The sequence below is a fragment of the Sphaerisporangium album genome, from assembly GCF_003323745.1.
Lineage (GTDB): Bacteria > Actinomycetota > Actinomycetes > Streptosporangiales > Streptosporangiaceae > Sphaerisporangium > Sphaerisporangium album.
This window is the reverse complement of record NZ_QOIL01000018.1, coordinates 175,975-188,730: the sequence shown is the minus strand read 5'-3', so window position 1 is coordinate 188,730 and position 12,756 is coordinate 175,975. Positions and strand designations below refer to the sequence as shown.

Annotated in this window: 14 protein-coding genes; 8 read left to right on the top strand and 6 right to left on the bottom strand. The window is 71.4% G+C overall.

The features are described 5' to 3' along the window. The 3 genes from DQ384_RS28955 to helR form a co-directional block, all read left to right on the top strand. Positions 1 to 920, top strand: a 920-nt coding sequence (locus tag DQ384_RS28955) for a DNA-directed RNA polymerase subunit beta (protein ID WP_484378261.1), incomplete at its 5' end; no start/stop codon positions are given. Between the two features lie 6 nt (positions 921 to 926). Then, complete coding sequence (locus DQ384_RS28950) at positions 927 to 1,523, top strand: hypothetical protein (protein WP_220183191.1); 597 nt, start codon at positions 927 to 929, stop codon at positions 1,521 to 1,523. Next, on the top strand, positions 1,520 to 3,667 hold the full coding sequence (gene helR / locus DQ384_RS28940) for an RNA polymerase recycling motor ATPase HelR (RefSeq protein ID WP_114032028.1): 2,148 nt from the start codon (positions 1,520 to 1,522) through the stop codon (positions 3,665 to 3,667). Before DQ384_RS28950 ends, helR begins: the two co-directional genes overlap by 4 nt. A gap of 89 nt (positions 3,668 to 3,756) precedes the next feature. Here the strand turns inward: helR and DQ384_RS43210 are convergent, their stop codons facing one another. Together DQ384_RS43210 and DQ384_RS43205 are read right to left on the bottom strand one after the other, a co-directional pair. Further along, positions 3,757 to 4,269 (bottom strand): tetratricopeptide repeat protein, encoded by a 513-nt coding sequence (locus tag DQ384_RS43210; RefSeq protein ID WP_245966853.1) that lies wholly within the window; start codon positions 4,267 to 4,269, stop codon positions 3,757 to 3,759. Further along, entirely contained in the window at positions 4,224 to 5,066 is an 843-nt protein-coding gene (locus DQ384_RS43205) for a helix-turn-helix domain-containing protein (protein ID WP_342769463.1), read from the bottom strand. The genes DQ384_RS43210 and DQ384_RS43205 overlap by 46 nt, the downstream gene beginning before the upstream one ends. 104 nt (positions 5,067 to 5,170) lie before the next feature. On the opposite strand from DQ384_RS43205, the gene DQ384_RS28925 reads away from it, so the two are divergent. Continuing rightward, positions 5,171 to 5,647 carry an iron chaperone gene (locus DQ384_RS28925; protein ID WP_114032027.1) on the top strand — a complete coding sequence of 159 codons (477 nt, stop codon included), beginning with the start codon at positions 5,171 to 5,173 and terminating at the stop codon, positions 5,645 to 5,647. Positions 5,648 to 5,684: 37 nt separating this feature from the next. On the opposite strand, the gene DQ384_RS28920 is transcribed toward DQ384_RS28925, so the two are convergent. Then, positions 5,685 to 6,182, bottom strand: coding sequence for an FBP domain-containing protein (locus DQ384_RS28920; RefSeq protein ID WP_114032026.1), 498 nt, complete (start codon positions 6,180 to 6,182; stop codon positions 5,685 to 5,687). A gap of 74 nt (positions 6,183 to 6,256) precedes the next feature. On the opposite strand from DQ384_RS28920, the gene DQ384_RS28915 reads away from it, so the two are divergent. Beyond that, positions 6,257 to 6,829 (top strand): TetR/AcrR family transcriptional regulator, encoded by a 573-nt coding sequence (locus DQ384_RS28915; protein WP_114032025.1) that lies wholly within the window; start codon positions 6,257 to 6,259, stop codon positions 6,827 to 6,829. Positions 6,830 to 7,053: 224 nt separating this feature from the next. Here DQ384_RS28915 and DQ384_RS28910 read toward each other — a convergent pair whose 3' ends face one another. Next, positions 7,054 to 7,479 (bottom strand): VOC family protein, encoded by a 426-nt coding sequence (locus tag DQ384_RS28910; RefSeq protein ID WP_114032024.1) that lies wholly within the window; start codon positions 7,477 to 7,479, stop codon positions 7,054 to 7,056. A 221-nt stretch (positions 7,480 to 7,700) separates the two neighbouring features. Between DQ384_RS28910 and DQ384_RS28905 the strand changes: the two genes are divergently transcribed. The 3 genes from DQ384_RS28905 to DQ384_RS28895 all read left to right on the top strand — a co-directional run bounded on the left by DQ384_RS28905 (position 7,701) and on the right by DQ384_RS28895 (position 10,664). Further along, complete coding sequence (locus DQ384_RS28905) at positions 7,701 to 8,735, top strand: helix-turn-helix transcriptional regulator (RefSeq protein WP_114032050.1); 1,035 nt, start codon at positions 7,701 to 7,703, stop codon at positions 8,733 to 8,735. A 174-nt stretch (positions 8,736 to 8,909) separates the two neighbouring features. Continuing rightward, positions 8,910 to 9,197 carry a hypothetical protein gene (locus DQ384_RS43190; protein WP_245966852.1) on the top strand — a complete coding sequence of 96 codons (288 nt, stop codon included), beginning with the start codon at positions 8,910 to 8,912 and terminating at the stop codon, positions 9,195 to 9,197. A 147-nt stretch (positions 9,198 to 9,344) separates the two neighbouring features. After that, positions 9,345 to 10,664: a sensor histidine kinase gene (locus DQ384_RS28895; RefSeq protein WP_245966857.1), complete on the top strand. Its 1,320-nt coding sequence runs from the start codon at positions 9,345 to 9,347 to the stop codon at positions 10,662 to 10,664. Between the two features lie 69 nt (positions 10,665 to 10,733). Here the strand turns inward: DQ384_RS28895 and DQ384_RS28890 are convergent, their stop codons facing one another. Together DQ384_RS28890 and DQ384_RS28885 are read right to left on the bottom strand one after the other, a co-directional pair. After that, the gene (locus tag DQ384_RS28890) at positions 10,734 to 12,185 is read right to left on the bottom strand and encodes an MFS transporter (protein ID WP_114032023.1); all 1,452 of its coding nucleotides are present in this window, start codon (positions 12,183 to 12,185) and stop codon (positions 10,734 to 10,736) included. Then, positions 12,182 to 12,715, bottom strand: coding sequence for a MarR family winged helix-turn-helix transcriptional regulator (locus tag DQ384_RS28885; protein WP_220183190.1), 534 nt, complete (start codon positions 12,713 to 12,715; stop codon positions 12,182 to 12,184). Before DQ384_RS28885 ends, DQ384_RS28890 begins: the two co-directional genes overlap by 4 nt. Between the last annotated feature and the right edge of the window lie 41 nt (positions 12,716 to 12,756).

Here is a 12,756-nt window from a genome sequence, read left to right as displayed (position 1 = left end):
GCGTGTACGTGGCGCAGAAGCGCAAGATCACCGACGGCGACAAGCTGGCCGGCCGTCACGGCAACAAGGGTGTCATCTCCAAGATCCTGCCCGTCGAGGACATGCCGTTCCTCGAGGACGGCACCCCGGTCGACATCATCCTCAACCCGCTGGGCGTGCCCGGCCGTATGAACGTCGGCCAGGTGCTGGAGACCCACCTCGGGTGGATCGCCGCCCGCGGCTGGGACATCTCCGGCATCCAGGAGGCCTGGGCCGAGCGGCTGCGCGACAAGGGCTTCGAAAAGGTCGAGCCGCGCACCAACATGGCCACCCCGGTCTTCGACGGCGCCCACGAGGAAGAGATCATCGGGCTGCTCGACAGCACCGTCCCCAACCGCGACGGGGATCGGCTGGTGCAGCGCAGCGGCAAGGCCCGGCTGTTCGACGGCCGCAGTGGTGAGCCGTTCCCGTATCCGATCGCGGTCGGCTACATCTACATCCTGAAGCTGCACCACCTGGTCGACGACAAGATCCACGCGCGGTCGACCGGTCCGTACTCGATGATCACCCAGCAGCCGCTCGGCGGTAAGGCCCAGTTCGGCGGCCAGCGCTTCGGCGAGATGGAGGTGTGGGCGCTGGAGGCGTACGGCGCCGCGTACGCGCTGCAGGAGCTGCTGACCATCAAGTCCGACGACGTCCTCGGCCGGGTGAAGGTCTACGAGGCCATCGTCAAGGGCGAGAACATCCCCGAGCCGGGAATTCCCGAATCCTTCAAGGTCCTCATCAAGGAGATGCAGTCGCTGTGCCTCAACGTCGAGGTGCTCTCCACCGACGGCATGTCCATCGAGATGCGCGACACCGACGAGGACGTCTTCCGCGCGGCGGAGGAGCTCGGCATCGACCTGTCCCGGCGTGAGCCGAGCAGCGTCGACGAAGTCTGACGGTCCATGCGCGACCCGCGGATATGCGCCCCGTCGGACGAGGACTTCGCCCAGCGGCCCGCCGGTGCCGGCGTGCCGATGGTGCCCGTCGGCCCATCGGCGCGCACGCTGACGACCGGGGTGCCGCCGTCGTCCTCGGACCTGCCCCGGCGCGCGGCCGAGTCGATCGCCGGCCAGTTCGACCCGGTGACCGAGGCGGCCGAGGGATGTGACGCGCTGGTGGCGACCGGCATGATGCCGGCCGCGGCCGGCGCGCGCTCGGTGGCCGAGAAACCGGGCATCCGCTCCGTGTCCGTGACCTTCCGGCAGCTCACCCCGCCGTCGCCGCACCACCCACCGCCGGCGTATCCGGGCCCGCCGTTCCCGCCGGAGGTGACCGACAACCGGGTGCTGTGGGACCTGGACGCCCCACGACGGTCCGGCTCCACCCACCGAGTCCCTGTCGGCCGCGCTCAGGACGGCCCTGACCCCCGGGACCCGCGCCCGAACGACCGCCGTGGCCGGCACGATCCGCACCGACGGGGCGGGGGTGGCCGCGAGGCTGCTGCCCGACGTGGCCGGCCGGGAGTCGCAGACAACCGCAGATCGGAGCCGATGACGTGAACCCCCTGACCACCAGCGCGTTCGACCTTCCCGGCCACCTCACCGCCAAGGCCGACCAGACGCTGATCGCCGGCGATGAGCGGCACTTCGCGGCCATCGCGGAGAGCCTCGAGCAGTCGATCGCCGACCTGTCCGGCCGCCTCGCCGCCGAGCGCAGGGCGCCCGGCGGCGGAGGCCGGCAGGCGCTGGACCGGGACCTGCAGATCCACCGGCTGACCGCTCGCCTGCGCGCGCTGCGTCGCTTCGGTTTGGACCTGTGCCTCGGACACATGGTCAGCGCGGACGACCCCGAGCCCGTGTACGTCGGACGACTCGGCCTTACGGACAGCGCGGGCCGCCGGCTGCTGCTCGACTGGCGCTCGCCCGCGGCCGAGCCGTTCTTCGGCGCCACCCACGCCAACCCGATGGGTCTGGCGAGCCGCCGCAGGTATCGCTGGACCCGCGGCCGGATCAGCGACTACTGGGACGAGGTGTTCACCTCGGACGGGCTGGTCGGGCACGCCGCGCTCGACGACCAGTCCGCCTTCATCGCCAGCCTGGGCGGCAGCCGGTCGCCCCGGATGCGGGACGTGCTCGGCACCATCCAGGCCGACCAGGACGCCATCATCCGCGCGGGATCCCGCGGCGCTCTCGTCGTCGACGGCGGTCCGGGTACGGGGAAGACCGTCGTCGCCCTGCACCGCTCCGCCTACCTCCTCTACTCCGACCCTCGCCTCGGTCACCGCCGGGGCGGCGTGCTGTTCGTCGGTCCGCACCAGCCCTACCTGGCTTACGTCGCCGACGTCCTCCCCAGCCTCGGAGAGGAGGGCGTGCAGACCTGCACCCTGCGGGACCTCGTCGCCGAGGGAGCCACAGCGGCGATCGAGGCCGACCCGGACGTGGCCCTCCTGAAGTCGTCCGCGAACCTGGTGAAGGCGATCGAGCCGGCCGTCAGGTTCTACGAGAACCCGCCCACCAAAGGGATGACGGTGACGACCCACTGGTCCGACGTCTGGCTGAGCGCCGACGACTGGGCCGAGGCGTTCGAAGCACCGGAACCCGGTACGCCGCACAACGAGGCGCGCGACCGGATCTGGAAGGAACTGCTCACGATCCTGGTGGACAAGCACGACGGCGACGCACCGGCCGGCCTGATCCGCAAGTCGCTGCTGCAGAACAGGGAGCTGCTCACGACCTTCAACCGCGCGTGGCCGCTGCTCGAAGCGGCCGACCTGGTCGGGGACCTGTGGTCGGTACCCGCCTACCTGCGGATGTGCGCTCCCTGGCTCAGCCTCGACGACGTTCGGAAGCTGCAGCGCGATGAGGCCCAGGCCTGGACGGTGTCCGACCTGCCGCTCCTGGACGCGGCACGGCAGCGGCTCGGCGACCCGGAGGCGTCACGGCACAGGCGCCGGCATGACGCCTCTGTCGCCGCCGAACGCGCGCGCATGGCCAAGGTCGTCGACAATCTGCTCGAGGCCGATGACGACGGTGAGGGTCTGGTGACGATGCTGCGCGGACAGGACATCCAGGACGCCCTGGTCGACGAGACCGAACCGCCCGGCATCGAACCGGACCGGCTCGCCGGCCCGTTCGCGCACATCGTCGTGGACGAGGCGCAGGAACTCACCGACGCGGAGTGGCAGATGCTGCTGTACCGCTGCCCGTCCCGGAGCTTCACCATCGTGGGGGACCGTGCCCAGGCCAGGCACGGGTTCACCGAGTCGTGGCAGGAACGGCTGAAGCGGATCGGGCTCGACCGGATCGACCTGGCCTCCCTGAGCATCAACTACCGGACGCCGGAAGAGATCATGGCGGAGGCCGAGCCGGTCATCCGCGCCGTGCTCCCGGACGCCAACGTGCCGACCTCCATCCGCAGCGGCGACGTCCCCGTCGTCCACGGATCCACTTCGGAGCTGGGCTCGATCCTCGACACCTGGCTCGCCGAGCACGCCGAGGGGGTCGCCTGCGTCATCGGCGATCCCACGTTCCGGTCGACGTCCCGCGTCCGGTCGCTGACCCCGGAGCTGTCGAAGGGGCTGGAGTTCGACCTGGTCGTCCTCATCGACCCAGAGGAGTTCGGCAAGGGCGTCGAAGGAGCGGTCGACCGCTATGTCGCCATGACCCGGGCGACCCGGCAACTCGTCATCCTCACGAGCTCCTGACGTCGGCCGCCGAACGCCCGGCGACCGCGCATGGCGCGGTGGTCACGATCCCGGAACGGCCGCGCTGTTTCACAGACGGACACCTCTGATCAGGTCCCTGGTCCGAGCTCCTGCAGGATGGCCTGCCCGGCAGCCCGGTGTTCGGCGGCCGCGGGCGGGGCCGTCTCGTCGAGGACGGCGGCGATTCCCTCGTGGGCCGGCGCCTCCGCGTACCGATACCCCAGTTTCGGGGCCAGCTCCAGCGCCGGCCGATGCAGCCGCAGGGCCTTCTCGGGCAGGCCCGCCAGCCGGCAGGTCCCGGCGTAGCCGTTGAGAAAATGGATCTTCCAGTGTTCCTCGAACAACTCGTCCAGCAGCGCGAACGCCTGGCGGTGGCCGGCGAGCGCCTCCTCGTACCGGCCCATCTGCCGCAGCGCGACGCCCAGGCAGTTGAGGCACCACGCCTCGTTGTGCTTGTGCCCGTCCTCGCGGGCCAGCGCGAGCGCCCGCTCCAGGTGCTCCATCGCCTCGTCGGGTTCCTCGTGGGCGATGGCCACGCCGAGGGTGATCCGGGCCGTCAGCGTGGGGGGCCAGGCGGGGTCGGCGTGCGGGATGTCCAGCACCGTGCGGGCCAGCCGCGCCGCCTCCTCGCGGTGTCCCAGCCCGGCTCGATGCCACCCTCCTGCGGGATCTTTTCCGACGGCACGTCGAGGGCGGCGAGCAATGTCCGCAGCGCGGGGTCGGGATCGAGCGGTTCCCGCCCGGCGGTGAACCCGTGCAGGTCCACGTAGAGCTGGGCGTCGGGGTAGGCGGCGGCGAGCCGGTGCGCGGCGTGCACCGCCAGGCAGGTCTTGCCGACGCCCGCCATGCCGTCGACGGCGACCACCCGGCTGCCGTCCACCGCGGCGAGCACGGCGGCGAGCACGGCGGCGAGCTTGGCCTCGCGTCCGGTGAAGTCGGGCACGTCGCGCGGCAGATCGTTGCGGGGCGGACGCGGCGCCCCGGCGGGTGGCGACGGGGCCTGGACCTGGCGGCTGGTCTTCGGGGGCGCCGGCAGCGGGTTCGAAGCCCGTTCCCACAGCGGCCGCAGCGGGCGGGGATCGCGCTTGAGGAGGCGGCACAGCGCGATCACCGCCGTCCAGGGCGGCACCGTCTGACCGCTGAGGTAGCGCGACAGTGACGACGAGCTGAGGCCCGTGTCCCGCGCGACCGCGCCGACGCGGTGAGCGACGAGGTCTGGGACACCGCCGCCACCTACTTCGACGAGAAGCAGCTGGCCGCGATCGTCCTGATGATCGGCGTCACCAACCTGTTCAACCGGCTCAACGCCACGACCCGGCAGATCGCCGGCGCGTGGGGGTGGGGCGTGCCGGTCCCCGGGCGGCGTGCACGTACCGTGGCCGGGGACCGCTCTCCTCATCGCCGTGAGATTTCACAGCGACGCCGGAGAGGCCGCCACGACGGCGGCCGCCCTGTGCAAGCCGGCCGCCCCTGCCAAGACCCGCAGACAAGGAGATTCCCACCATGAACGAAACCCGGAAGACCACCAAGAGCACCACCGCGGCCGGCAAGGCGTTCGACGGGTTCACCGCCGAAGAACGAGCCGCGATGAAGGAGCACGCCCAGGAGCTGAAGACGGCCGCGCGCCGCAGCCCGGGCAACGCCAAGGCGGACGGGGAGCGCGACGTGCTCGCGAAGATCGCCGAGATGGCCGAAGCGGACCGGGTCATCGCCGAGCGGCTGCACGAGATCATCAAGGCCGCCGCGCCGGCCCTCTCACCGAAGCTCTGGTACGGCATGCCCGCCTACGCCAAGGACGGCAAGGTGCTCTGCTTCTTCCAGAGCGCGCAGAAGTTCAAGTCGAGGTACGCGACCCTGGGCTTCAACGACGTGGCGAGCCTCGACGACGGCACCATGTGGCCGACCGCCTTCGCGCTGACGGAGCTGACCGCCGACAACGAGGCGAGGATCGGCACACTCGTGAAGCGAGCGGCGAGCTGAGGGCTCCACCCCCCGTGAGTGGGACGGTCCGGCCTGGTCACTCGACCACCTTGTCCAGAAAGGAGTGCAGGTTGGCCCGGATACGGGCGACCTTCTCCTCCACGGTGAGGGACTCGTCGATGACCCCGCCCCCGGCGGCTTCCCTCTTCCCGCGTGTGTAGAGGGAGCAGGCGAGGTCGACGCACAGGTACTGCCCGACCGAGTTGCCCTGCCGACCGGCCTCGCCGGTCCGGCGGGCGGTCATCAGCGCCACGCCGCCGCTGGTGTGCGTGGTCAGGCACATCGAGCACATGCTGCGCGAGGTGAACCCGCGGGACGCTCCGGAGGTCACCCGGAGCGCGATTCCCACGAGGGGGCCGTCGCGCTCGGCGACCAGATAGGCGCGTTCGGGCGCACCCGGATCTCGCCATCCGAGGAAGTCGAGGTCGTCCCAGGGGTGCTGCGCGAGATCCCTGGGGAGGTCGAGTCGCTTGGCCTCTCCCTTGGAACAGTTCACGAAAGACGTGCGGATGTCGTGCTCGGTGACAGGTCTCATGGGCGGGGAGGCTAACTTCCTTACGGGTATTATGCAAATACTTAAAGCCTGTAAGTAAGCGAGAAGGGCGGCACATGGCACGGGCGGGAGTGACCGCCGAACGCCTGACCCGGGCGGCGGCGGACCTGGCCGACGAGATCGGCTTTCAGAACGTCACCGTCTCGGCGCTCGCGCGCGGCTTCGGCGTCAGGCCGGCGGCCCTGTACTCGCACATCGAGGACGCGCAGGACCTGAGGGTGAGAGTGGCGGTGCTGGCCCTGGCGGAGCTCGCCGACAGGGCCGCCGCCGCCCTGGCCGGCCGCGCGGGCAAGGACGCGCTGGTGGCCTTCGCGAACGCCTACAGGGACTACGCCAAAGCGCATCCGGGAAGGTACGCCGCGATGCAGATCGAGCTTGACTCAGAGAGGCTGGCCACCAGCGCGGGGCGCCGGCACGCGGAGATGACGCGGGCGATACTGCGCGGATACGAACTGTCAGAGCCCGACCAGACGGACGCGGTACGGATGATGCACAGCACCTTCCACGGGTACGTGACCCTGGAGACGGCGGGCGGGTTCAGCCGCCACCCTCGCGACGTGGAAGCCTCCTGGTCCAGGACCCTGGACGCCCTCGACACCGTCCTCAGGAACTGGCCGCCGGCCGCGTGAGCGCCGCACCCGCGGCTGCGCCGCCGAGGGCGCCCGGCGTGGGGATGCCCATCCCGTGCTCAGGTCAAGCGGCTCGCGGGTGCGGCGCTCAGCCGGGGGACGCGGCGATCTGTACGCGGTGGCCGTCGTCGTCGGAGAGGAACAACGCCAGCGCCCGCCCCTGGTCGGCCACGGTGGTGCGCACGCCATTCACGCGCTGGTCTTCGTCATCGGGACTTTGGTGGTCAGCCCGCGTCGTATTCGCTGACGACGTCCACGACCCAGGTGACGCCGAACCGGTCGTTCAGCATTCCGTAGAGGGGCGCCCACTGCGCGGGCCCGAGCGGCTGCACGACCGTCGCGCCGGCGGACAGCTTCTCCCAGTACGCGGTGACCTCCTCGGTCGTCTGGCCGCGGAGCGAGACGAAGAACGCGTTCTCGCCCTGGTTCCACGGCATGCGCGAGGGCACGTCGTAGGCCATCACGCGGAAACCGCTGTCAGCGGCCACCTGGCCCCACATCACCTGGTCCGCCTCGGAGGGGTCCTGGATGTTTCCGGCGTCCTTGTAGGTGACCATGACCACGTGCCCGCCGAACACGGACCGGTAAAACTCGAGTGCCTCGCGGGCGTCGCCCCGGAAGTTCAGGTGGGTCACAGCGTTGACGGACATGAATGGGCTCCTTGCCTCTTGATTCGCTTCACTGGGGCGGGTCCTACGCGTCCCGAACGGCCCACAGGGCGTGTCGGCCCCAGGGGCGGTCGGCTGTGACGGCGGGAGCTACGTAGCCCGCCGCCGACGATCACGAGGATCGCCTTGCCTGCCCTGCTCGGTGACCACAGTCGCAGGAGAAGCGGCCAGTGAGTGGCCGCTTCTGCGGGCAGAATGGGTTCGTGCCGAAGACTTCCGCGCGACTGCTGTCGTTGCTCTCGCTGCTCCAGGCGCGCCGGGACTGGCCGGGGGCGCTGCTGGCCGAGCGGCTGGACGTCAGCCCGCGCACCGTGCGCCGTGATGTCGATCGCCTGCGCGAGCTCGGCTATCCCATAGTGGCCTTCAAGGGGCCGGACGGCGGATACCGGCTCGGGGCGGGCACGGAGCTGCCCCCGTTGCTGTTCGACGACGAGCAGGCCGTCGCCCTGGCCATCGCACTGCAGATCGCCGCCACCATCGGTGCCGGCATCGAGGTGGCCGCGGCGCGCGCGCTGAACACCGTCCGGCAGGTCATGCCCGCACGGCTGCGCCGCCGGATCGACACCCTGCAGGTCACCGCCGTCGAGCGGCCCGCCGCCCGGCCGGACCCCCAGGCCGACAGCGGCGTGCTGCTGGCGCTCAGCGCCGCCGTCCACGCCCGCCAGGTGCTGCGCTTCGACTACACCCCCGCACCCGCCGCATCCGCCGCATCCGCGCGAGGGGCGGACGACGACGGCGCGCAGACCCCGCCGCGCCGGGTGCAGCCCCATCACCTCGTCACCTGGGGCGGGCGCTGGTACCTCGTCGCCTGGGACCTCGACCGCGAGGACTGGCGCACCTTCCGCGCCGATCGGATCACCCCGCGCACCCCTACAGGGCCCCGCTTCACCCCCCGCGAGCTGCCCGGAGGCGAGGTGGCCGCCTTCGTGGCCGGCAGGTTCCGGGGCTCCGACGGCTCAGGCGACTGGCCCTGCCGCGGCGAGGTGATCCTCGACCTGCCCGCCGCCGTCGTGTCCCGCCACACCCGCGACGGAGTCGTCGAGGAACTCGGCCCGGACCGCTGCCGGCTCGTCCTGGGCTCGTGGTCATGGCCCGGCCTGGCAGCCGCCATCGGCAGGTTCGACGCCGACATCGAGGTCGTCGGCCCGGCCGAGCTCAAGGACGCCTTCGCGCACCTGGCCCGCCGCTACGCCAACGCCGCAACCGGCGCACCCGGCACGCCACCCCCGACTCCATGAGCCGAGCACGCCGATCGGTCAGGATCGTGTCGTCACCCGCCTGCAACGCGCGGGCTGGGCATCATCAGACAGGGGAGTGGACCGGGCCGACGCGCCACGAGCAGGCACAGGAACGACAGGGCGAGTCCGATCGGGCCCATCAGGAAGTTCTCCCACCGGCTGGCGGAGGCGAAGTTGGCGAGGGCGCTCAGAGCCAGCAACAAGACGAGTTTCCGGAGACCGAACCCGTGGCCTGGCCTGCCGCACAAGGTCGCCAGGTCCCGGGTCGGCGGGCGGCGCGCCGTGGAGACCCGCCGGCTCGCCCGCGACCGCGCCGTCGGACTGTTGCTGTTCTACTCCGGGATGCACGTCGCCGAGCTGGTCGCCCTGGACGTCGCCGACGTGCCGGGAGCGGGGGCTTGGAGAACCAGTTGCCGGAGGGCGGCGGTGCGGGGAGCTCGGGCGCGGCGGGCTTTTGGGTAGTGCTGTCAACCCTTTCCATGTTTTGGTCGTACATTGCCTCAGATCCGGTGAGAGATCGTTTGGGGGTTGTTTCGGTGCATCTGGTCACGAAGGGCGGTGATCAGAGTGAGCAGGTGGCACCGTTGCTCTATTCGGTGCCGCTTGGCTGTGCTGGCGGGGCTCGTCATGGCGCTCCTGTGCACGGCCATGGCCATGTTCATGGTGGTGATGATGCGGCAGGCGGCCATCGACCACGGGTTCGAGCAGCTCTTGGCCCGCGCGGTGACCATGGGTAGTCAGGCGCGCCTGCAGATACCTGATCTGGCGAAACGCGCCCCCGACCAGACGATCCAGATAGTGGACCCGGCCGGCGTCGTGGCCACCGCCACCCCTGATATGGCCGGCAGGCCGCTCATGTCGCAGGTGCATCCTGATGTCGACGCGTTCGCCGTCACCCACACCTGCGACGGGCAGGTGTTCCCCGGCCGGTGCAGGATCGTGCTCGTTTATCCTTTTCACCGCCATGACGGCGTCTGGGAGCTCTTGATGGCCGCTCCCGGCGTCCCCTGGTACGTGAACTCGGAGCTGCTGGTCCCGCTCGTCGCCGGCTGGGCGCTCCTGGTCGGGGTCACCGCCGCGGGCAGCTACCGGATTGTGAGCAAGGCTCTGGAGCCGGTGTGCGACATCAGCGGTAACCTCGCCCGGATCACCGCCAGCGACCTTGGCCATCGGGTGCCGGCGCCCAGGTACCGCGACGAGCTACGGGATCTGGTCGAGACCGTGAACCGGACCCTGGATAGGACCCAGTCGGCGGTCCAGCAGCAACTCGACTTCGCCTCCGACGCCTCCCACGACTTGCGCTCCCCGCTGACCGCCATGCGCACGCAGATCGAGGAGGCGCTGATGGACCCGCACCACGCCGACTGGCTGCGGACCGCGAACGCGCTGCTAGAGAGCGTGGAGCGCATGCAGGCCCTCATCGGCGACCTGCTGCAGATCGCCCGCCTGGACACGGGCGTCACCGGCAACCGCGAAGCGATCAGCCTGACCGAGCTGGTGCAGCGCGAGCTGGACCGGCAGCCACGCAAGGTCCCCGTACACCAGCACCTCACCCCCGGGGTGAACGTGGACGGCGAGCGGATCGGCCTGACCAGGTTGCTCAACAACCTGCTGGACAACGCCGAACGGCACGCCGAATCCGCGATCACCGTGACCCTGGAGCTCCACCCCGGCACCGCGGTGCTCCTGGTATGCGACGACGGCGAGGGCATCGCCCCCGAGCAGCGGGAGGTCATCTTCAAGCGGTTCGCGCGCTTGAAAGCCTCGCGCGTGAGGGACCCCGGCGGCACCGGGCTCGGGTTGCCGATCGCCCGGCAGATCGCCCAGCTCCACGGTGGCACCTTGACCGCCGAGGACAGCCCCCGCGGCGCCCGGCTCGTCATGCGCCTCCCCCTGGCCCCGGCTCCCAGGCAAGGCGGATCGTCATGACCTCGGCTCTGAAGCCGGGGCGGATGCCCGTAGATGCGCGCGTGGCTTTCTCGCAGCAGGTCCGGCAGATCAGCCCTTCCCCGTTGGCGGCCTTGGACGCCCGCCGGCCGCAGCGGGCGTGTTCGCCCATGTGCCGGCATTGGTGTCGCTCCCTGGTCCGGTAGGTGCTCGTCCTTGGGGTCGGAACGACTGCGGGGACGGCAGGCGGTGGTCGCGTAGAGGGCGGTTGAGCAGGCCGACGGTGATGACGGTGAACGCGGCGGACAGGCCGCCGATCAGGAGCGCCACGGGGGCCGAGGTCAGGGAGGCGAGAAGCCCTCCGCGGAAGTTGCCGATCTCGGGGCCGGCGAGGCCGATGACGTGCTCGACCGAGGAGACACGCCCGCGGTAGCGGTCGGGGGTCTCGAGCTGGACCATGCCGCCTCGGGTCACCACGGCGATCGTGTCGGCGGCGCCGGCGACGGTGAGGCAGCCGAGGGCGAGCCACAGCGGCCCGGCCAGCCCGAATCCGGCCAGGGCCAGGCCCCACGTCGTGGCGGCGACGAGCTGGACACGGCCACTGTGGCGCAGACGGGTGACCGTCCCGGACAGCAGCCCGGCCCCGAGCCCGCCGACCGCGATCGCCGACAGGAACAGCCCCAGGGTCTGCGGGCCGCCTCCGAAGCGGATCTCGTTGATCAGCGGGAACAGCGCGACCGGCATGGCCAGGACGGTGGCGGCGAGATCGGTCGCGAAGGCGCCCCACAGGACGGGACGCCGGACGATGATCCGCCATCCGCCCGGAGCCGGGCCGCGGCGCCGGCGCGGATCCTTCCCGGGGCGTCCGTCCTCGGGTGGTCCCTCTCCGGGCCGTGCGTCTTCAAATCGTCCCTTCTCGCGGCCTCGGTGCGCGGGGCGCCGGTCGTCGTCGGAGTCCACGGCGGGCATCGACGGCAGCCGGATCACGGCGATCAGCGAGGCGATGTCGGCGACGGCCTGGATCGCGTACGCGGCCGGGTAGCGCCACTGCGCGAGCACGATGCCGGCGAGGGCCGGGCCGACGAGCATGGAGGTCTGGAAGGCGATGTTGTGCAGCGCGAGCCCGGCGGTGACCTGCTCGGGGGGGAGCAGCCGGACGGGAAAGGTGCGCCGGGCGGGGGCTCCGAGCGCCGCGCATCCGGACTGGGCGGCGACCAGGACGAGCAGCAGCACGACCGACCGGTTGCCCGCGGCGGCCTGCGCGACCAGGGCCGCGGCCATGAGGACGTGGCCCGCGGTGGTGACCCGGACGATCGTCCTGCGGTCGACGACGTCGGCCAGCGCCCCGCCGGCCAGCCCGAACACCAGCATGGGCAGTGCCGTCGCGAGGCCGATGCCGCCGGTCCACACCGGGCTGCGGGTCAGCTCCCAGACCTGGAGCAGGACGGCGACCGAGGCGATCTGCGCGCCGATCCCGGCGAGGGAGGAGCCGATCCACAGGTCGCGGAACGGCCGGCTGGCACGGAGGGGACGCAGGTCGACGAGCCGCTCGCGCCAGGTCACGAGGACGGGTCGATCGGCGCGGAGGTGTCCGTCCGCGCCGGCCCGGCGGCGGGCTCGACGAGGTGGGCGAGGATGCGGTCGCGCATGGGCCGCCGCTCCAGGGCGCGCGTCAGCTCGGTGACGACGGCGCTGAGCGCGTGCGGCACCTCCTCGTCGAGCTCGGCCACGGCGGCCTCGGTCGCGCGCCACTCGGCCTCGAGGAAGGGGATGAGGGCACGGCTCCGGCCGGTGAGGGTGACGCGGCGCGTACGGGCGTCGGCGCCGGGCTCGGAATCGACCAGCCCCTCGCGCCGCATCGCCGAGATGGTCTGGCTCATCGCGGAGTGGGAGCGGCCCAGGGACTCGGCGAGCTCGCGGATCGTCAGGGGTCCGGTATGCGCGAGTCGGATCAACGGGTAGGCGAACCGGGGACGGACGCCCTCGATGCCCCGCTCGGCGTACACGGTCTCGATCTGGGCGTCCAGGGCGGCCAGCATGGCGTGGAGCGCGTCCCACCGTCCGGGTGACGCGGTCGGGTCCAAATATGTCACAGCACTAATATAACAGCGCTAATAGAATGGCCGGGGCCGGG

What these genes read in the sequence shown, in the direction of transcription:
- DQ384_RS28910 (WP_114032024.1), bottom strand. Translation starts at nt 7,479, where the DNA reads ATGTCCGTCAACGCTGTGACCCACCTGAACTTCCGGGGCGACGCCCGC.
- DQ384_RS28925 (WP_114032027.1), top strand. Translation starts at nt 5,171, where the DNA reads ATGAACGAAACCCGGAAGACCACCAAGAGCACCACCGCGGCCGGCAAG.
- DQ384_RS28950 (WP_220183191.1), top strand. Translation starts at nt 927, where the DNA reads ATGCGCGACCCGCGGATATGCGCCCCGTCGGACGAGGACTTCGCCCAG.
- DQ384_RS28915 (WP_114032025.1), top strand. Translation starts at nt 6,257, where the DNA reads ATGGCACGGGCGGGAGTGACCGCCGAACGCCTGACCCGGGCGGCGGCG.
- DQ384_RS43205 (WP_342769463.1), bottom strand. Translation starts at nt 5,066, where the DNA reads ATGAGGAGAGCGGTCCCCGGCCACGGTACGTGCACGCCGCCCGGGGAC.
- DQ384_RS28920 (WP_114032026.1), bottom strand. Translation starts at nt 6,182, where the DNA reads ATGAGACCTGTCACCGAGCACGACATCCGCACGTCTTTCGTGAACTGT.